14 protein-coding genes and 1 pseudogene are annotated in these 19,584 nt (G+C 60.5%); 11 read left to right on the top strand and 4 right to left on the bottom strand.

Annotation, left to right across the window (positions count from 1 at the left end; translation table 11 throughout):
- Positions 1–111 precede the first annotated feature (111 nt).
- Both AC1DJB_RS12520 and AC1DJB_RS12515 read left to right on the top strand, forming a co-directional pair.
- On the top strand, positions 112–2,133 hold the full coding sequence (locus AC1DJB_RS12520) for a beta-galactosidase (protein ID WP_476910349.1): 2,022 nt from the start codon (positions 112–114) through the stop codon (positions 2,131–2,133).
- A 161-nt stretch (positions 2,134–2,294) separates the two neighbouring features.
- Positions 2,295–3,575, top strand: coding sequence for an MFS transporter (locus AC1DJB_RS12515; RefSeq protein ID WP_476910348.1), 1,281 nt, complete (start codon positions 2,295–2,297; stop codon positions 3,573–3,575).
- A gap of 410 nt (positions 3,576–3,985) precedes the next feature.
- Here AC1DJB_RS12515 and AC1DJB_RS12510 read toward each other — a convergent pair whose 3' ends face one another.
- On the bottom strand, positions 3,986–4,222 hold the full coding sequence (locus AC1DJB_RS12510) for a hypothetical protein (protein WP_476910390.1): 237 nt from the start codon (positions 4,220–4,222) through the stop codon (positions 3,986–3,988).
- Between the two features lie 563 nt (positions 4,223–4,785).
- On the opposite strand from AC1DJB_RS12510, the gene AC1DJB_RS12505 reads away from it, so the two are divergent.
- A complete protein-coding gene (locus AC1DJB_RS12505; protein ID WP_476910347.1) occupies positions 4,786–5,082 on the top strand; it encodes a hypothetical protein in 297 nt (98 codons plus the stop codon).
- Here the strand turns inward: AC1DJB_RS12505 and AC1DJB_RS12500 are convergent.
- Complete coding sequence (locus AC1DJB_RS12500; RefSeq protein WP_476910346.1) at positions 5,070–6,113, bottom strand: SDR family NAD(P)-dependent oxidoreductase; 1,044 nt, start codon at positions 6,111–6,113, stop codon at positions 5,070–5,072. The two genes, AC1DJB_RS12505 and AC1DJB_RS12500, sit on opposite strands and share 13 nt — an antisense overlap.
- 230 nt (positions 6,114–6,343) lie before the next feature.
- A complete protein-coding gene (locus AC1DJB_RS12495) occupies positions 6,344–8,728 on the bottom strand; it encodes a glycoside hydrolase family 3 protein (protein WP_476910345.1) in 2,385 nt (794 codons plus the stop codon).
- Positions 8,729–8,944: 216 nt separating this feature from the next.
- Here AC1DJB_RS12495 and AC1DJB_RS12490 point away from each other — a divergent pair, with 216 nt between their 5' ends.
- The 7 genes and pseudogenes from AC1DJB_RS12490 to AC1DJB_RS12460 all read left to right on the top strand — a co-directional run bounded on the left by AC1DJB_RS12490 (position 8,945) and on the right by AC1DJB_RS12460 (position 17,336).
- Positions 8,945–10,180 carry a family 1 glycosylhydrolase gene (locus AC1DJB_RS12490; RefSeq protein ID WP_476910344.1) on the top strand — a complete coding sequence of 412 codons (1,236 nt, stop codon included), beginning with the start codon at positions 8,945–8,947 and terminating at the stop codon, positions 10,178–10,180.
- On the top strand, positions 10,177–11,214 hold the full coding sequence (locus AC1DJB_RS12485) for a Gfo/Idh/MocA family protein (protein ID WP_476910343.1): 1,038 nt from the start codon (positions 10,177–10,179) through the stop codon (positions 11,212–11,214). Before AC1DJB_RS12490 ends, AC1DJB_RS12485 begins: the two co-directional genes overlap by 4 nt.
- A complete protein-coding gene (locus tag AC1DJB_RS12480; RefSeq protein ID WP_476910342.1) occupies positions 11,211–14,255 on the top strand; it encodes a glycoside hydrolase family 2 TIM barrel-domain containing protein in 3,045 nt (1,014 codons plus the stop codon). The genes AC1DJB_RS12485 and AC1DJB_RS12480 overlap by 4 nt, the downstream gene beginning before the upstream one ends.
- 24 nt (positions 14,256–14,279) lie before the next feature.
- Complete coding sequence (gene uidA / locus AC1DJB_RS12475) at positions 14,280–16,073, top strand: beta-glucuronidase (RefSeq protein WP_476910341.1); 1,794 nt, start codon at positions 14,280–14,282, stop codon at positions 16,071–16,073.
- Between the two features lie 171 nt (positions 16,074–16,244).
- Complete coding sequence (locus AC1DJB_RS12470; RefSeq protein ID WP_476910340.1) at positions 16,245–16,439, top strand: hypothetical protein; 195 nt, start codon at positions 16,245–16,247, stop codon at positions 16,437–16,439.
- Positions 16,420–16,488: pseudogene (locus tag AC1DJB_RS12465) on the top strand (hypothetical protein); the annotation flags it as partial. The gene AC1DJB_RS12470 and the pseudogene AC1DJB_RS12465, both read left to right, overlap by 20 nt.
- A gap of 50 nt (positions 16,489–16,538) precedes the next feature.
- The gene (locus tag AC1DJB_RS12460) at positions 16,539–17,336 is read left to right on the top strand and encodes an MFS transporter (protein ID WP_476910339.1); all 798 of its coding nucleotides are present in this window, start codon (positions 16,539–16,541) and stop codon (positions 17,334–17,336) included.
- 153 nt (positions 17,337–17,489) lie between these two features.
- Here the strand turns inward: AC1DJB_RS12460 and AC1DJB_RS12455 are convergent, their stop codons facing one another.
- On the bottom strand, positions 17,490–18,482 hold the full coding sequence (locus AC1DJB_RS12455) for a LacI family DNA-binding transcriptional regulator (protein WP_476910338.1): 993 nt from the start codon (positions 18,480–18,482) through the stop codon (positions 17,490–17,492).
- Positions 18,483–18,953: 471 nt separating this feature from the next.
- On the opposite strand from AC1DJB_RS12455, the gene AC1DJB_RS12450 reads away from it, so the two are divergent.
- Positions 18,954–19,580: a TetR/AcrR family transcriptional regulator gene (locus tag AC1DJB_RS12450; RefSeq protein WP_476910337.1), complete on the top strand. Its 627-nt coding sequence runs from the start codon at positions 18,954–18,956 to the stop codon at positions 19,578–19,580.
- Positions 19,581–19,584 lie beyond the last annotated feature (4 nt).

The raw sequence follows: 19,584 nt of genomic DNA, 5'->3' as shown, positions 1-19,584 counted from the left end.
GACGCCGGCTGAGCCCTGTAAGGGCTCCCTCGAGTACCCGGGCCCCAAGTCTCCTCAGAGAGAAGTCCGGTTCCGAGCAGGCCCGGAATCCCTAGTAAAAGGACACCTTCTATGTATTACGGCGGAGACTACAACCCTGAACAGTGGCCGGAGGAAGCCTGGAAAGAAGACGTTCGACTCATGGGCGAAGCTGGAGTGACGATTGTCAGTCTGGGTATTTTCGCATGGTCGCGGATTCAAGCGGACGAAGGGGTCTTTGACTGGGAATGGCTTGATCGCATTATTGATTTGCTCCACGAGAACGGCATCCAGGTCAACATGGGAACTGCCACAGCGTCGCCGCCGCCCTGGGCGACCACCAAGTACCCTGAGATGCTGCCTCAGGACGCGGACGGTTCCACATTCGGCCCCGGGAGCCGTCAGCATTATGCTCCCACTTCCCCGGTGTACCGGCGACTGGCAGCGGATCTGGTGCGCGAGTTGGCCTCCCGATATGCCCATCACCCAGCCGTGGTGATGTGGCACGTCAACAATGAATATGCCTGCCACTTGCACTACGACTACTCCGGTAACGCCCGAGATGCTTTCCGGATCTGGTTGAAGCGCAAATACGGCACAATCCATGCCTTGAATGAGGCCTGGGGGACAGCCTTCTGGTCACAGATCTACACCTCGTTCGATCAGGTCCTTCCACCGCGGAAAGCGCCCTACAGTCTCAACCCGGGTGGAGCGCTCGACTTCAAAAGGTTCACGTCCGACGCGGTGCTTGAGCTGTACGTCATGGAACGGGACATCATCCGCGCCGCCGGGGCAGCCCAGCCCATTTCCACCAACTTCATGGGAGCTTTTTATCCCCTGGACTATTGGCGATGGGCAGAGGAAATCGACATCATCACCAACGACAATTACCCCGATCCTAACGATCCGCAATCATTTCGATTCTCTGCGTTCACCCTGGACCTCATGCGCTCACTCAAACCCGGTGTGCCGTGGCTGATAATGGAGCAGTCGACGGGGGCGCTCAACTGGCGCTCGTCCAACGCGCCTAAAGCTCCAGGTCAGATGGAAGCACTCTCCGCCCAAGCGATCGGCCACGGTGCTGACGGAGTCCTCCTTTTTCAATGGCGGCAGTCGCGGCGCGGCAGTGAGAAGTTTCATTCCGCCATGCTGCCTCAGGCGGGGACACAGACGCGGACCTGGCGCGAGGTGACGAGGTTGGGCGGGACCTTAAAGAACTTTCCTCAGGTGGCTCCGGAAAGCCACGCCAAGGTCGCCGTCGTCTTCGACTGGGAGAACTGGTGGGCTCTGACGCATTCTGACCATCCCGTTGAGTTGGATTATTGCCGCTTAGTGCAGCGGTGGTATGCAGCGCTGCAGGCGCAGCACGTATCGATAGACATTGTGAAGCCGACAGGTGATCTATCAGCCTATTCTCTTGTCATTGCCCCGCAGCTCTACCTGCTCACCGACGCCGGAGCCGATAATCTTTCGTCCTTCGTCCGGCGTGGCGGGCACTTGCTCGTCTCAGCATTCACCGATGTTGTGGACCAGGACGATGCTTTTAGGGAAGGGGGCTATCAAGTCGGCCTGCGGGAAGTGCTTGGAGTGACAGTGGAGGACTTTGGGGCGCTTATCGGCCCTTCCAGCGAAAATGGGCCGTGGTCAGTTGGAGACTCCGCCGCAGGAGGTTCAGGTACCGGCCCTGGACAATCGCATGCCTCGGTAAACGGGCCATTCGGTAGTATCCGTGGAGAGTACTTCTGTGAAGAGGTACGCGTCCTTGGCGCGGACGTCCTCGGCACATTTACAGATGGCCGTCTCAAAGGAGCCCCAGCCCTGACCCAGCAGACACACGGGACCGGGCGGGGAATATATCTGGCAACCATCCCGGATGATGCCGGGATCCGGCGGATAATTGCGTGGTCCTTGGCGGAAGCCGGAGTGCAACCAGAATTGAACGGATTATCTCCCTGGGTCGAGGTGGCGAGACGAGGTGACGTGCTCACCGTGATAAACCATGGAGTCGATCCCGAGATCGTCCCTATAAGTGGGCTTGATGTTATTTCCGGAGAGTCCGTAGACGGTGTCGAGCTTGGACCATATGACTGGCGCATGGTCCGCGTCACGAAATAACTCCCTTCGGCCCTTTTTGGCATTGAACGCCCGGGCTCAATCCGTTGAAAATCCGTGGATGTGAATCCACCGTTCACCAACCGGCCACACATCAGATCGTGGCCGCTGATCCGCATATCGTCGCGGCAGGAATCTCGATCCGACTGTTGTGAGGAATCAGAATGACATTTTATAAGAAAGTGGACCAGGGCAAAGGCTACTCAAAAGAGGACAGCACAGGGGAGCGGGTTCCGTTGGTGGGTTTGCTTCTGCTTTCCACGGCAATCTTCATCTCGATGTCAACAGAGTTTTTGCCGGGAGGTCTTATACCGCAAATTGCTGAAACCTTCGAGCGCTCCCCGGGCGATGCCGGCAACTTGATCACGGTTTTCGCGTTGACGGTCATACTGACCGCTGCGCCCTTAGCCGCGGTCACCCGCCGGATCCCCCGTAAAGCGATGGTCCTAGGTGCATTTGCCGCCATTGGGGCTGCGAACGCAGCGACAGCCCTCTCGACGACATTCGAGATGCTACTTGCGGCGCGAATACTCGGCGCAGTGGCCCACGGGGCCTTCTGGTCGGTCGTCGCGGCATACCCCGCCTCTCTTGTCCGTCCGTCACAGTTAGGGAAGGCTACTGCTGTGACGGCGGCAGGCGGTTCTGTCGCAGGGGTTCTGGGAATCCCTTTGGGAAATGCGCTCGGGCAAATGTTTGGGTGGCGAATGTCATTCGCCGCGTTGGCCGGCCTTACCGTACTGGTCTTCCTACTGACGGTCAAATACCTTCCGCCCATCACAAACTTCGTCCCAAGGCCAGAGACAGATGACCTAGACAAGGGGACCCAAGACGCCACCTTGCCTGCCGTCCTGATGATCTGCTTTTTGATTCTTTTCGTTGTCGCCGCGCAGAACTCCTTTGGCACCTATGGCGTCGTATGGTTGCTTGACGTGGTTAGAGTAGGCCCGGAGGCCATTCCCATCGTTCTCTTGGCGGGGGGAATCGCAGGTGCCGTTGGAGTCGCGCTAACCGGCACCTTGTACAATCGTGCTCCGATTCGACTTTTCGTCGGCGCGTTGGCCTGCATGGTTGTCATTCTGTCCGCTCTCCCTACGGCTGCCGATTCCGGTTACCAAGCTGTCGTTTGGATTCTCTTCATCCTCATGGGCGCCGTGTTTGGGGGAATCCCAATAATGCTCCAAACGCGAATGATGTGGACGGCTTCCCCCCGTGCTCGGAGTCTTGCTGCCTCGCTTCAGACCACCGCGTTCAACGTCGGCATAGGGGGCGGAGCCTTTATGGGAGGTGTAGTCCTGGAACGAACAAGTGTGGAGGCGTTGCCGTTTTTTGCAGCCATAGTCATGTTTTTGGCACTCTTAACGGCTGTTTCCTGGGAGCTTATACGCCAGCGGAACCCCAAGGAGACGGCAGTTCGCCAATCAGACAAGGCGCGAGCCAGCAAGTAGTTCCTAACTGTGCTTTGCATCACCGTGCAGCGCCCGGGCGCGAAACCCACGGACCTTGAGGAACTAAACGCCGCAGCGAGCCAACGCCCCCGCTCAGTACGTAGGTGCCTGAAGAACATCAATCAAGAAGGGCCCTTCAGGACGGTGATCTAGTTGCTTTGATTCGGCTGGTCCTGCCACTATTTTTCGGCGCTAGAGGCGAGCTTCTCGCCACTATTAGGAGTCCTACTCGAACGCCGATAACGGATGCCAGTAATGGCGACTGACACCAAGGGGATACTTGGTCGCTCCTCGACGTCAGCCCGAGCATTGCAAAGGCGTCGCGGATGGCGTCGCTCTCGTGATGGATTTCCTCAGACCTGACTTCCCGGAGCTTCGGGCTAACGGGTGGGTCACCGGGCCGTTCCGTTTCACTTCACGAGCCAGGCTTCTTTCCGATCAACGCTTTGGGGAAAAGCGGAGCGCGCGCCTGTGGGTTGGTAGCCGATTCGCGAGTACCACTGGAGAAGGGGTTCGTGATGCTCCATCACATCGATTTCCCTGCGCGACACCCCGAAGTGAGACCGGGCGAGGGACTCGGCGTACTCCATTGTCTGCCGGCCAGGCCCGCCGCTCTGCTTGTTTTGTTCGACCGCGAACAAGCCCAGGTAGGCTGTGTACGCGCTGCAACGAGTGACCGATCAGCACGAATTCAAAAGGCCATCTCGTCGACCGACGATCAGCACACATGCCGCAGAGGCAATGAGCTTCTGCACCTCTAACGCGTCGGTCCGATCTCCTGGTTGGAAAGATCGCTCACCGGCCCAACCTGAAGCATCCGGAGCAGTCGGGTATGCCCGATTAACCATACTCACCACCCCTGGCACATCCGCCAAAGTCGCTTAGGAAAAAGTAAGCACCTAACTAGCTTCCCAGATCGTGCCGCCGTCGTCCGCGTTCCCCGAGTTCCGTCTGCTCCGAGAGGCACCGTCGCGACGAACCACACGGGCTGCTCCTCGATCCACGCTTTCAACCTGTCGTCAATCAACCCAATGTCCGGTGATGGCATCGACCAGGCCGGCGGCGGTGCCGGACCACGAGTCCCGTGGCGTGGGTCCTCCTTCAGCCAGAGCATATTACCGCTCTGCGCAGGTGTGCATCAGGAGTTGCCTGACCATGTCCTCGCGCTCTGCCCGGACCTCTGCGGGTAGCTCAGGCCGACTCGCGGCGCATGCTGTTAGTCAGTCTGGACTTGCTGGTTGCCGGCTCGGTCGTTGGTGCACTGAGTTCCGCTCTGTTCCCGATGATCGTTGCCCGGGCGCTCCAAGGGCTGGCAAGCGCAGCCGCCCTGATGAGCGCCTCACTTGGCGTCGGAGGTGCCTTGGGACTGCCGGTCGCGGCCGTAGTCGCAGAGAAGGCGGACTGGCATGTTTTGTTCTGGGTATCCACCGCCCTTGGTGCCGCGGCTCTGGTTCTGGTCGTGAAGCTGGTGCGCCTCATCGGAGTAGTCAGGGCCTACTGGGAGTGAGTTCGATTAGGGCAATGGTGGGCCGCCAAGGCCGAGTAGGTCCGATTGTGTGGTCGGTTTCCTCGCTGAACGATTGGACGATAACCTGTCGCTGCGTCGTTCCAAAACTCGCTTCGCTCGCCAACGGGCCTGTAGTCGACGAGAAGTTCTTGGTGTAAGCACTTCCGGAGCTCTTCGACGGTCCAAGGTTCGCCATCTTTGGCGATAGCTGCGGTGTGGTGGGGATCTGCGTAAAGGGCGACGTCACCGCCTCCAGTCACGGAGAACACCGAGCCACTGATGTGGGCGGCCTCATCAGAGGCAAGGTATGCCAGAAAGGTCATGTTCTCGGCCGGGCCGTGGGCCTCTTCAGAGCGGCGTGTTCGATCCTCGTCGACCTTGAGCTGGATGCCCTGCTGCTGAAGCAAGGTCCGGAAGGTGGCGCTGAAACTGACGTGGCCGGGCGATGCAGCCTGCGGGCAGTATGCGTTGATCGTGATGCCGTGCCCGGCGACCTCCTTCGCAGTTGATTTAGTGAGCGCGACCACGGCTGCGTAGGCGCTGACCATCGGAATACCAGTCCACGCGTCCGATGATGCGTTCAGGATAAGCCCATACCGTTGCTTGACCATAAGTGGTAAGGCATGGCTCATGCAGTTGTATGTTCCCGTCAGCTTCGCTTCAACCTGGAAGTGCCAGTCGTCGGGGATGAGGGACAAAAAGGGGCCGAAGCCCATTCCGGCTGCGTTGTTGACGAGGATATCGAGCCGGCCAAACTCCTCGGCGGCGACTTCGATGAGGCCGCCGGTCGCTTCGTGGTCGGTGACGTCGGCGTAGTAGTGGACAGCTTCTCCTCCCTCAGCCAAGATTTGTGCCGCGACGCTCTCAGCGTCCCCGGCAGTCGCTTCGAAGCGCTCCGCCTCCTCTTGGGTCAACTCCGGCGGTGTGCCACCCAGCGCGCTAGAACGGAAGGGTGCAGCCACCGCTCCGGTGGGTCGCCTGGGGCCGAGGTCATTGGTGATGACGCGGGCTCCGCACCGGGCGAGCTGCAATGCGATTCCACGCCGACGCCCTGCCCGGAGTCGTGACGATAGCGACCTTGCCGTCGAGGAGCTTAGACATGTGATGTATTCCTTAAAATAACTTTGGGTTTGAGCGCCAACGTCTGTGGCGATGGGGCCTTGCCGGGGTGGTGATGCCGTGCAAGAGAGCCCACGGTTTGAACTGCTTGGTAAATGGCGGCATCCGCGAATGGGTTTTAAGTCAAGGTTCGCAGTTGCACCTATGTTCCGGCAGGCATCACGTGATGGACTCGGACCTCCGGGAGATAGCTCCTTGTGGCTGCGATATCCACGGGGGGACCTGTGACGGTGAAGGACCCATGCGTCCGGAGATCGTTGGAGGCTGAACCTATCCACACTGAGACCTCGCCCGGCTCTGCGATGAACCGTCCGTCTATTCCGGTATGCCCTAACTGCGAGCCCTGGACAACGAAACTTACTTCTGCGGCTTCCGCCTTCCCAAGTTCCACCCGGGCGAAACCGGCCAACTGCTGGGCGGGGCGGGTGATGCCTCTACCCGGAAGGCCGACATAAAGCTGCGCGATTTCTGTACTGCGGATTGCCCCTGTGTTGCGAAGGGGAACCATTATGGTGACCTCGTCGTTTGCACCGATCGCGGCGGGTTCAATGCGGAGTTCACCGTATTCGAAGCTTGCGTAACTCAGCCCGTGCCCGAATGCGTACTGAGGGGTGCTTGGCATGTCCGCATAGGCCTTTGCCATGTCGATGCTTTCGCGCCGGTAGCCGCTGCCCCTTTTCTGCGCCTGGTACACCGGCACTTGGCCGGAATGCCGGGGGATGGAGAAGGGAAGTTTGCCGGAGGGAGCCGAATGCCCGAAGAGCACGCTGGCCAGTGCCGGTGCGCCTTCCGGCCCGGGGTAGTATGCGGTGATCAGGGCCGGGAGGATTTCGTCCACGCCGGAGAGGCCGTACGGGCGGCCCATGTAGAGGACGGCGGCTGTTGGTTTTCCTAAGGCGCTGACCGCTTGGACGAGCTCAACCTGACGGGAGGGCAGGTCGATGTTCGCGGAATCGGTTCCTTCACCTTCTGTCGTAGTTCCCGAAAAAGCGCCGGCCTTGCCGCCGATGGCGAGGATGACGATATCGGCCGACGCGGCGGCAGCGACGGCTGACTCAATATCATGAGGTTCCGTGTCGAGGAGACCTGTGCCAGGAACGGATACGACGTCTGCGTCCGGCATGAGTTGACGTATTGCCTCGGCCAGGCTTTGGCATCCATATTGTTCCCGGACAGCTTGCTCAAGGTCGAGGTTCTCCAGTGCGCTGATGCGCTCCGCGGCGGCTTTTTTCATGTCCTCCGGCATGCCATCCATCGCGTTTTCCATTCCCACCATCCGCGACCGGCCGCTCATCATGCCCTTGATCATTTCCAGGGTGGTGGGATAGGTGTAGTTGGCGAAGTTGACCATGACGGAGTCCGCGTGCGGTCCTACGACGGCGATACGGTGGACATCCCGGCGGAAGGGCAGCACGCCGGCCTCATTCTTGAGCAAGGTCACTGATTGAAGGGCCAACTCCTTGGAAAGCTCCCTTCCCTCCTGCGCCAGATCCTTCAGCCGGACTGGATCCTCGCTCACGTAAGGGTTCTCGAACAGACCCAGCTCGAACTTGTGGGTCAGGACCCGGAGGACGGCCCGGTCGACCACCGCTTCGGCAACGATGCCCTTGTTGACGGCGTCGGCCAGGGCCGGCCCGAATCCATAGGCGCTGGGCAGTTCGACGTCGAGCCCGGCCGACACAGCCATGGCTCCCGCTTCCTGGGCGGTACCGGCCACGCGCTGACGCTCGACGAGGTACTGGATCGTCCGGTAGTCGGACACTACTGTCCCTTGAAAGCCCATTTTGTCCCTCAACAGGTCAGAAAGGACAGCCGAGGACGTCGCTACCGGTTCGCCGTCGATCTCTGAATAGCTGTTCATGACGCTGCGCAGTCCGGCAAGGCGGATTGCAGCTTCGAAGGGGGTTGCGTAAACGTCATAAAGCTCACGGCTTCCAAGCTGGGTAGCGGCAAGGTTCTGCCCCGCTTCGGTCATCGAGTAACCGAGAAAGTGCTTCGCCGTGGCCAACACACCTTCGCGCAGATCATCTCCCTGCAGTCCCTGGACGAAAGCGACGCCCATGGCCGAGACGAGAAGGACTTCCTCCCCATACGTTTCATGAACACGGCCCCAGCGGGCGTCGCGAGCCACGTCGAGTACCGGCGCCAGCCCTTGGCGGATACCTATCGAGAGCATCTGCCGCCGTGTCAGGTCGGCCATCTCGCGCACTCCGGCGGGGTTCCATGTTGCCGCCAGGCCGATCGCCGTGGGGAACGAGGTGTATCCCTCGGCCAAAAGCCCGTTCAGAGCCTCGTTGTGGAGAATTGCTGGAATTCCCAGTCGGGTCGACTCAAGGAGATATTTTTGAATGTCGTTGTTGAGCCGTGCAAGGCGCACCGGGTCACTAACTGCGATTCCGACTCCGGCGATATGCCCGATTCCTTGAGCCAGGTGCCGGTCCAGCTGGGATTGGGTCACACCGTCGGCTCCAAGAAGCGGCTGCGGAAGGATTCCGACGAGTTGGCTGGTCTTCTCTGCCAGAGTCATGTGCGCGAGTAAATCCAGCGCGCGTTCTTCGATGGGCAGAGAGGGGTTGCGGTAAAGCATCGGTCACCTTCCGTTCGCACCCGGATGTTCCCGGCACGGTCGTCCTTGACAACTCACTGACGCGAATTTAGTTACGCGTTTCGAATTTGCATGTTAGCATCTTTCATGGCAATCGGTTTCCGCTGGAACCGAAATATTGAGAGATCGGTGCGTACGATGACGAACCTTCCGAAAGGCTTCCTCTGGGGAGCATCAACAGCCCCTCATCAGATCGAGGGGAACAATGTCAACAGTGACTTCTGGGCCCGGGAGCAGAACAGGGCAGGGATGGAACGCAGTGGCGATGCCATCGACAGCTACCATCGCTATGCGGAAGATATGCAACTGCTTGCCGACGCGGGTCTCAACGCCTATCGGTTTGGCATTGAATGGGCGCGTGTCGAGCCCTCTCCGGGCCACATTTCCAAGGCCGAACTGGCGCATTACCGCCGCATGATTGATACCGCGCTCGGCTTGGGACTGAAGCCGGTCATCACGCTCCACCACTTCACGAGCCCGCGTTGGTTTGCCGAAGAAGGTGGATGGATGGGGGACCGCGCCGTCGAGCGGTTCACCGCTTATGTCGATGCTGTGATCGGCATCCTGGACGGCGTCGAGTGGATCTGCACCATGAACGAACCGAACATGCTTGCACTCATGACCACCATGGGTCGGATGGCCGAGCAGCAGAAGGACAAAAAGTGGCTCAGCCCCACTGTTGAGGGTGAAGCGAGGCCTGTCTTGCCTAACCCCGATATCGACATCAGCCGGCGGCTGGTGGAGGCGCATCACGCTGTCCGCGGGTTTTTGCGGGAGCGGACGGGGGCTGCCGTTGGCTGGACGGTAGCAAACCAGGCGCTCGTGGCCTTGCCGGGCGGGGAAGAAAAGCTTCGCGAGGTGCAGTACGTCAGGGAGAACATCTTCCTGGAAGCGGCACGCGGGGATGACTTCATCGGTGTCCAGTCGTACTCAAGCCAGAACGTAACCGGTGAGGGAATCGTGCCTCACCCCGTTCACCCGGACAACACCATCGTCGGCAACGCCTACCGCCCCGACGCCATTGGCATCGCCGTCCGCCACGCCTGGAACGTCACCCAGGGCGTACCGGTGCTCATCACGGAAAACGGCATCGCCACAGCCGATGACGATCGGCGGATCGCCTACACAACCAGCGCCTTGGAGCACCTCTTCGAGACCATGGCCGAAGGCATCGATGTCCGCGGCTACCTGCACTGGAGCGCGCTCGATAACTATGAGTGGGGCCACTGGGAACCTACATTCGGACTGATAGCAGTAGACCGGGAAACCTTCGAACGCCACCCCAAACCCAGCCTTGCCTGGCTGGGAAACGTCGCCAGGACCGGCTCCCTGTCTCTGACCGAAGAAGCCACTGCAGAAGTCGCAGTCTCATGAAATCCCTTCAAGCGACCGAACCGCAGCAAGCCACTCTCCAGTGGGGAATCGTCGGGACAGGACCAATTTCGGACAGCGTGGTGGCTGACCTTTCCACCTGTAGCGGCGCGGTCATCAGGGGCGTGCACAGCAGGAACGCAGGAAAGGCCTCCGCTTTCGCTGAAAAAGTCGGAGGAGCCTTCTCCACGGACAACTACGAGGAGCTGCTGGCGGACGGCGGAATTGACGTCGTCTACATCGCGACGCCCTTCGCCTCGCATTATCCGCTGACCCGCCAGGCCCTTCTCGCCGGCAAACACGTCCTCGTAGAGAAACCAATGGCAATGACGGCCGCTGAAGTCGCTGAGCTGTTCCAGCTGGCGGGCCAACGGAACCTCTTCCTCATGGAGGGCATGTGGATGAAGTTCAACCCTGCATTTGTCCGCTTGAAGGAAGAGATCGCCGCCGGCCGGATCGGTGAGCCCCGGAGCGTGCGGGCAATGTTCGGGATGCCGTTTCCGCAGGACGACGGCAGCCGGTGGGACGTGAAACGCAGCGGAAGCACCCTGCTGGACCAGGGCATCTACCCGGTCACGTTGGCGCATTCCATCTTCGGCGAACCGGAATCAATTTACGCGGCAGGTACCGTGCGCAGCGACGGCCTGGATCTCGCAGAGCACTTCACTCTCGAGTACAGTGACGGCCGCTTTGCGCACGGCGCCGCCTCCACTCAGGAGTTCGCCGATACCTCGGGCTCGGTCAGCGGAACCAAGGGCTGGATTGTCCTCCCGGGCCCCTTCTGGGCCAGCACGAACCTACGGATACATGCCGACGCATGGCAAACCATCGTTCACAACCCTGAGCCTGTAGATCTGTTGCGTGAGGGCAACGGATACGTACCGATGCTACGCGCCGTCAGCGAAGCCATCACGGCAGGACTCACAGAGCATCCTGTGCATACGGCGGCCGACACGCTCGCCGTCTTCCGCACACTGGACTGGATCCGCTCCGCCGTCGAAACCGGCGAAGTCATTCGAACCAAGGACAAGAAATGACCGGAGCTGGCTTTACGGTTACTCCCGCCGATATCACAGGCCTCCACCCGATCGGCCGCCTGCCCATGACCTCTCTGCGCCGCCCAGCCGACGTAGACCTGAACGGTGTCTGGGACTTTCAGTTGCTGGAACGGCCCGACACCCCGCTCAGCGATGACTGGAGGACAACGACAGTGCCGGGGCTGTGGACGATGTCGGATCCAACAGATCCACCGCACTACACCAACGTGCCGATGCCCTTCGATGAGATTCCGCCAACGCTTCCCAAGCGCAATCCCACGGGGGTGTACAGGCGGATAGCCGATCTTTCACCGACGCCGGGCCGCCGGATCATCCTCCACGTTGGTGCAGCGGAATCACTATTGCGTGTAATGGTGAACGGCGTGCCGGTGGGACTGAGCAACGACTCCCACCTCGCCGCTGAATTCGACGTCACCGATGTCATCACTCAAGGCCCTAACGAGATCGTTCTCGTCGTCACCAAATATTCGGCCGAAAGCTACCTTGAGGACCAGGACCAGTGGTGGCACGGCGGCATCACCCGACCGGTTTTTATCTATACCGTGCCCGAGGTTCATATTGAGGACGTGGTGGTCGTTGCCGACTACGATGCCCACGCCCGTACGGGATCCTTGAACGTCGAAGTGGTTTCCGCTGGTCTCGCCCACCTCACTACGGTCGACTGTCATACCGAAGTGACCGCTCTTGGAACGACGGAAACGCAGCCCATCGGTCCACGGCGGGCAGCGCAGACGCTTCCCAAACCCTCCGATGAACGCGGCAGCAAGCCGGCCACCCGCTTCCCCGCCGATTTCATGGACCTGCTAAGCATCAGGGCCGCGGGAGCAGCGGTACCTGAACGCTTCGCTGCCATTGCCGGGGCCTTTGCCCAGACGGTCACCCATGAAACGTCTGCCGGCAAGGCCAGGTTTGAACGGGCCGGGCTGGACGTTACTCCCTGGACGGCCGAAACTCCGCACTTGGAAGACCTGACCGTCAGGCTCCGCGACGCCGACGGAGAAATTCTCGATGAGGTAGTCCTGCGCATAGGATTCCGCAGGGTTGAAATCCGGGGGAGTGACCTGCTGGTCAACGGCCAGCGAATCCTCGTACAAGGCGTCAACCGGCACGACTTCGATCCTCTCACCGGACGGGTGATAACCAGGGGATCTTTGCTGGAAGAGCTTTCCTTGATGAAACGCAACAACATCAACGCAGTTCGCACATCGCACTACCCCAACGATCCCGTCTTCCTGGACCTCTGCGACGAAATGGGTCTCTATGTCGTAAACGAGGCCAACATCGAGGGGCACGCGTTCGCAGGGATACTCGCAGACGATCCCTTGTATCTGCCAAGCTTCATGCGCAGGCTCTCCCGGATGGTTCTCCGGGACAGGAATCATCCCAGCATCATCATGTGGTCCCTGGGAAACGAAACCGGCTACGGAGCAGCCCATGACGCGATGGCGGCGTGGACCCGCAACGTCGACCCCACCAGACCAGTGCATTATGAAGGGGCCATATCGAACGACTGGCACGGCGGACACGCTGCTACCGATGTTGTCTGCCCCATGTACGCCTCCTTCGCCTCGCTCGAGGCCTACGCTCAGGATGAACGCGCCGACCGGCCACTGATCCTTTGCGAGTACGCCTATTCTCTAGGAAATTCGACGGGGGGCCTCTCCGAGTACTGGCGCCTCTTCGAGTCCCTTCCCGGGCTCCAGGGCGGTTTCATCTGGGAATGGCGGGATCATGCGCTTGACCCCGACGGGGACGGACGCTATCGGTACGGCGGAGACTTCGGTGACGAACCCAACAGCGGGACGAGTCTGAACAACGGAATTGTCTTCCCGGACCTCAGGCCCAAACCGGCCCTGTTCGAGGCGCGTGGCATCTTCGCTCCGGTCCGGATCATCACGGACGCGGCCCGGGCCCGCGAAGGACAGATCGACATCCGTAACCGCCAGTCCTTCGCCGACCTCAGCGGCCTGAAGGCGCTGATCCAGGTCGAAACTGCCACCGGCGCCGTCGGCGCAACCGAGGTCGCCCTGCCGGCCCTGGGCCCGGGCGCCACAGGTTCGCTGGAACTACCAGAGCAGATACGGGCCGCCACAAGGGAACCGGGAGCGCTGGCCGTAACGCTGACCCTGCACACCCGTCAGGAAACGCTCTGGGCCCCGGCAGACACCGAAATCGCGGCACTCCAGGTCATCCTTGATGCCATCCCGGAGCAACTGCCGGCAGGTTCGGGCGACGTCCCCGCACTGGTCCTTGCCGGGGACGGCTCCATTGTCCACCCTCTGCTGCGGCGCGCGCCCGAGCTGTCACTGTGGCGGGCGCTCACCGAAAACGACGCCTGCTTCGCACTGGACAGCCGGTTCGTCCGGACAGGATTCTTTCACCTCAACCTGGTCAACTCCGACATCGAGCACTCCGGGCACACTGCCGTGGTCACGAGCACCTACAACACGGCGTTCGGAGATGGGAAGGTGACACACCGCCGCAACATCACCTCGGTGGGACCCGGTGATTGGGTCATCGAAGAGCAGGTTGTTCTGCCCGAGGGCACCCACGATGGTCTACGGGTCGGTATCGAGTTCGAACTGGTCGACGGCTTTGAAGACGCCAATTGGGTGGGGCTCGGCCCGTGGGAGAACTACCCGGACCGCCGGCAGGCGGCCCTTCTGGGCACGTGGGAGAGCAGCATCGAATCCCTCGCCGTTCCCTATACCGTCCCGCAAACCAACGGCACCCGCGGCGGCGTAACAAAAATGCGGCTGGGCGGTCCCGCCGGCACCGTGACGACCGAGCACGCCACCCCGCTGCACATGACCATCTCCCGCTACTCAACCCACGAGCTGGAAGCCGCCACGCACTGGTGGCAGCTTCCGGAGTCCTCCAAGACCGTAGTCAACCTCGACATCGCCCACAGAGGCGTCGGGACCGTCGTGCTAGGCCCGGACACCTTGCCACAACACCGGCTCGACGGCCAGGACTACTCCTGGCAATGGCGACTCACCCTCAACAGCCGGCCCCTCTAATCAGCAATACCAAAGGACTCAGACATGCTCAAACCGAAGATGACTCCCACCCGCGAACTCGTCTCCCTGGACGGACTCTGGGCGTTCGACATCGACCGCGGATCACCAACCAAAGTCTGGACCAGCCCTCTCGACAGCGGGCTCGAGGCAGCTGTCCCGGCAAGTTACAACGACCTCTTCGTGGACTCCTGCATCCGCGACCACGTCGGGTGGGCCTGGTACCAACGTCAGGTTCGCGTGCCCCGCAGCTGGCAAACCGACAGCATGTACATTCGCGTGGACGCCGCAACTCACGAAGGACGCGTCTACGTCAATGACACCCTCGTAGGCCAACACACCGGGGGTTACACACCCTTCGAACTGGACATCACGAACCTGGTCGTACCGGGGGAGGAGTTCCGCCTCACCATCGGCGTGAACAACGAGCTGACGAACGTCACTATCCCGCCGGGGTCCATCACCGTGACTCAGGATGGGCGCCGCCAGCAGAAATACCTCCATGACTTCTACAATTACACCGGCCTGTCCCGCTCCGTCTGGCTCTACTCCTCCCCAAAGCTCCGGATCGAAGACATCAAGGTCGTCACAGACATCGAGGGAACAACCGGCCTCGTGAACTACGACATCGAAACCACACACCCCGCCGCCGTCCGGGTCCGCGCACTGGACGCCTCCGGCGCCGAAGTAGCGGCAGCCCAAGGAACAACCGGCACTCTCCGGCTGGATGCGGTACATCTGTGGAACCCCGGCGCCGCGTACCTCTACACCCTGGTTGCAGAAATTGTGAACCAAGACGAAGTGATCGACAGCTACACCCAGCCCTTCGGCGTCCGGACCGTCAAGGTCAGCGGCACCGAATTCCTCATCAACGGTGAACCGTTCTACTTCACCGGTTTCGGCAAACACGAGGACTCACCGGTGCGCGGCAAGGGACACGACGACGCCTACCTCGTGCACGATTTCCAGCTGCTGGAGTGGGTCGGCGCGAACTCGTTCCGCACCTCCCACTACCCCTACGCCGAGGAAGTCATGGACTTCGCTGACCGGCACGGCATCGTCGTGATCGACGAAACAGCCGCCGTCGGGCTCAACCTGGCGGTCCAGGGAGGACTTACCGGGGCACCGACAACGCCCACCTTCTCACCCGAGACATTCAACGATGAGACGCAAGCCGCCCACGCCCAGGCCATCCGGGAGCTGATAGCCCGTGATAAGAACCATCCCAGCGTCGTAATGTGGTGCATCGCCAACGAACCGTCCTCGAACGAGGATGGTGCCCGGGAGTACTTTGAACCCCTCGTTGAGCTGACCCGCAGCCTCGACCCCACCCGACCCGTTACCTATGCCGCAGTCATGTTCGCCACCTTCAAAAACGACAAGATCGCCGACCTGTTCGATGTCATGTGCCTCAACCGGTACTACGGCTGGTACGTAGCCACCGGAGACCTGAAGACGGCTGAGACGTACCTCCAAGGCGAGCTTCAGGGCTGGGTCGAAAAATTCGGAAAACCGATCATGATGTCCGAATACGGCGCCGACACCCTGCCCGGCCTCCATTCGGTATGGGATATCCCGTGGTCCGAAGAATATCAAGCAGCCTACCTGGACATGAACCATCGCGTGTTCGACAGCATTCCATCCTTCGTCGGAGAGCAAGTCTGGAATTTCGCGGATTTCCAGACCTCAAACGGCATCCACCGAGTGGACGGCAACAGGAAGGGCGTCTTCACCCGCGACCGGAAACCTAAGGCCGCAGCCCATGCGCTCCGGAAACGCTGGCGCGGACTCGCAAACCAAAAGCCCGGAGCCGGCAACTGAGCCGATCGCGTCAGGACCCGGAGGTCTTCCAATGGTTATAAATGACATCCCGGGACATCCGAAAGAACCTGCTGGCGGTGCAACCCGCGACCCTAACGCGAACGTAGCGTTGCCGTCACCGCCGGCAGGCGGGACGCCGCCCACCGGCGGCCTCAGGAACCTCAACAGCGCGTGACACGGACAACCGTCTGGCTGCCGGTGATGGCAACCTTCGGCGGTAGCATGGCGACGATCGTACCCATGGCCTTCACGCTGGCACTCAAACTGAACCAGCTTGCCCCCGGCCGCGAGGAAGCCCTGGGCTACATCCTCGGGGCAGGCACTGTGCTCCCTGCTTGCAGCTCCCGTGACGGGAATCTTGAGTGACAGGACACGGTCCCGGTGGGGCAGGCGGCGTCCCTATACGGTCATTGGTGCAGCCGTCGGACAGGCAGCCGTCCCGCTCATGGCATTCGCCCCAATGTCTTGGTCCTCGGCTTGGGATGGGGCCTCTCCACCATCGGATGGGGTACGGCTGTTGGTTCCATCGGGAACTTTCAAGGGGACAACCTGGCGGAAGCCCAATGCGGGAAGGTCTCCGGCCTCACGGGCCTGAAGATGCAGGTGGCGCCCGTCATCGGGATCATGCTGGCCGGCACCGTGGCTGAGGACGCCCTATGGGTCTTCCTGCTCCCCGCCGTTGTCGGAATTTCGCTGGTTGCTGCCTTCGTCGTCTTTGCCCCGGAAAGGGACTCCCGGAGGCAGAGGTTGTCCACTCCCCTCTCGGTCGGAACGGTATTCAGGAGCTTTGGCTTCAATCCGCGGAAGCATCCGGCTTTCGCGTGGGTCTGGGTAGGACGGTTCCTGTTCTTTCTGGGCTTGTCGCTGACGACAAGCTATGCAACGTTCTTCTACGCGCAGCGCCTTCAGATCGATGTCGCTGATCTAACCACAGTTATTGCTGTCATCTCCGGTGCGGGCATCATCAGCGCGAGTGCCGGTGCTGTGGGTGGCGGCTGGCTCTCCGATCATATTGGCCGCCGCCGTCTCTTTATCATGGTTGGGACAGTCCTCTACGCTGCCCGCGCCGCCGTGACAGCCTTTTCCCACGACCTGGTCCAGCTCCTCGCAGGCTCGCTTATTTCCTCAACGGGCCTCGCAGTCTTTACTTCCGTAGGGCAGGCGCTCGTCCTCGATGTGCTCCCCCACTCTGACACGCAGGCGTGCAGGTTCATGGCCATCACAAGCTTCCCCAGAAGATTCCGAGTTCGTTGGCCCCGTTGATCGCGCCTCTCTTGTTTTCCGTATCTGCCGCGGGGACCGAGAAGAACTACTCAGGGCTTTGCTTGGCAGCCGGGGCACTTGCCGTTTCGGGCGGCTTCATCACCTTGCCCCACGCCCGTGGTGAATGCCGTTGAACTTCCAGCGGCTTGATGACTAGCCGCCACTTTCGCTCCGGGCGACGCGTGCCGTTGATCCGCGGGATACCAGTTGCGTTGCCAGTTCTACCGAAACCTGCTCCTCGTGGCCCCTGACAAAATCAATAATGCGCCGGACGGCATCTTCTCCGGCAAGGTCAACCGGAGTGCGGATGGTTGTCAGGGGAGGAGACGTGAAGGCCGAACCGAAGATGTCGTCAAAGCCGACAATGCTCAGCTCACCCGGCACAGATACGTTCGCTTCCTGACATGCCGTGAGCAGCCCGATAGCCATTAGGTCGTTGTAGGCAATCACCGCCGTCACGCCGGAAGCGCGAACGCGGTGCAGACCCGAGTGGCCGCCCTCGAGGGTGGGCAGGAGTCCCGGGCCGATTTCGACGACCGACATGCCCCTCCTTAGGGCTTCCCGAGAAATAGTGTCGCAACGAATAGTGTTTATCCAAGAATTGTTGGGGCCTGAGAGGTACGCGATTGAGCTGTGACCGAGGTTCTTCAGCTGGTCCAAAGCATCGCGAATTCCGGGTAAAACTCCGGGGACAACGCTGGGAATCCCAGGGACTATTCTATTGACCAGCAAGACGGGTTTGATTTCAGCGAAGGCGTGGATATCGCCTTCCACGAGGCGGGTTCCAACCAGGACGAGCCCGTCCACTGACGCGAGCAGCCGTTGGGCCGTCTGTGCTTCCAGTTCCGGGGACTCCTGCGATTCAGCCAGAACCAAGGTGTAACCTTTATCCGCAGCAGCCCTCCCCGCCCCCCGTACAAGGCCGAAATAGACGGGGTTAGTTATGTCAGACATAACTAGACCAACAGTGTTTGTGAGTCCCGTTGGCAACGCTCTCGCCATCGGATTTATTCTGAAATTCAGGGCCGCTGCCGCCTCACGGATGCGTTGCTCGGTCTTGGCATTCACGCGACCTGGTTTGTTGAGCGCCCTGGAGACCGTAGAAGCATTGACGCCGGCCTCCCGCGCGACATCGTAAATCGTCACGGCCGCCCTCCGCGCCGCTTGTGCAGGATGTCCATTCTCTGTGGTGGGTTCGGTCAACGTGGTATCTCCGCCCCTTCTAGGACGCGGACGAGAATGCAGGAGTGCTTCTCGACCAAGCGCCGATTAACTGCGCCATCCAGAGCAAGCCAAAAAATGGAGCCGTCCGCCGATACGCAGTCGACCCAGCCGTTGTCATGGAAGGTGCCGTTTAGGTAGATTTCCACGTACCTGCCTTTGAGCTGTTTCCAATCGTCCGTGGATGGCCATGCAGCACCCTGCTCTGGCTCCATGGATTCTCCACCTAGGTGCATGTTTTCCTCATCTAAGGCCGGGGAGAGGGTGAAAGCTGCAGGGCGCAGCCCAAAACCTCAACTTCGAATTTCATTACTATTTTAGAGCTTGACAGCGCCTGAACTTCTTAGCGCGGTGCTAATTTGGTGTGTAGATATACGTCGACGTTAGGATTCCTGCATGCCCCCCGTAGTGACCAAACAGCGTGGACCCTACGCCAAGACGGCAGCGCTTCGGATAAAGATTTTGGAAACGTGTATCGACATGTTCGGGCAAACGGGATTCCACAACATGACGATGAAAGACGTCGCCCAGCGCGTGGGCATCAGCAACACGGGACTACTTCATCACTTTGCTAGCAAAGAGGATCTGCTTTTCGGTGTGCTGGGTTTGGATGACGAGCGAAGAAAGCAGTTTTTCCTGAGCCGCGGCTTGGGTGTAATGATGGTTCCCGAGGATGTCGACGAGATCAAGGCGCTGCTGCTGACACTCGTAACGAGCGAACTTCGGCCGGGTTTGATCGAGTTGCACAGCACCCTGGCCGCCGAGGCGACAGCCCCAGATCACCCCGCTCATGAAAGCTATCGGGGTCGATACGAAAATCTGGTGACGTTCTACACGAAGGCATTCAGCGGTTTGGCTCGAGCTGGGGAGCTGAAGACCGATATGGAGCCCGAGGCGTTGGCATCGATGTTCGTCGCATTGACCGATGGTCTCCAAATTCAATGGCTGTATGAGAGGGACACCGCGCGCCTCGAGAGGCATACCAGGCTGTTCCTCAGTTCCTTCATCAAGAGAATCGACTGAGCGG

This window comes from Arthrobacter sp. 01T428, assembly GCF_056398685.1.
Note: the sequence above shows the minus strand (reverse complement) of the source record. Positions and strands in the feature narration are given on the sequence as shown.

Excerpts from the sequence above, each read along its gene's own strand:
- AC1DJB_RS12485 (WP_476910343.1), top strand. The coding sequence starts at position 10,177 with ATGAAATCCCTTCAAGCGACCGAACCGCAGCAAGCCACTCTCCAGTGG.
- AC1DJB_RS12450 (WP_476910337.1), top strand. The coding sequence starts at position 18,954 with ATGCCCCCCGTAGTGACCAAACAGCGTGGACCCTACGCCAAGACGGCA.
- AC1DJB_RS12505 (WP_476910347.1), top strand. The coding sequence starts at position 4,786 with ATGCTGTTAGTCAGTCTGGACTTGCTGGTTGCCGGCTCGGTCGTTGGT.
- AC1DJB_RS12490 (WP_476910344.1), top strand. The coding sequence starts at position 8,945 with ATGACGAACCTTCCGAAAGGCTTCCTCTGGGGAGCATCAACAGCCCCT.
- AC1DJB_RS12480 (WP_476910342.1), top strand. The coding sequence starts at position 11,211 with ATGACCGGAGCTGGCTTTACGGTTACTCCCGCCGATATCACAGGCCTC.
- uidA (WP_476910341.1), top strand. The coding sequence starts at position 14,280 with ATGCTCAAACCGAAGATGACTCCCACCCGCGAACTCGTCTCCCTGGAC.
- AC1DJB_RS12495 (WP_476910345.1), bottom strand. The coding sequence starts at position 8,728 with ATGACTCTGGCAGAGAAGACCAGCCAACTCGTCGGAATCCTTCCGCAG.
- AC1DJB_RS12515 (WP_476910348.1), top strand. The coding sequence starts at position 2,295 with ATGACATTTTATAAGAAAGTGGACCAGGGCAAAGGCTACTCAAAAGAG.
- AC1DJB_RS12520 (WP_476910349.1), top strand. The coding sequence starts at position 112 with ATGTATTACGGCGGAGACTACAACCCTGAACAGTGGCCGGAGGAAGCC.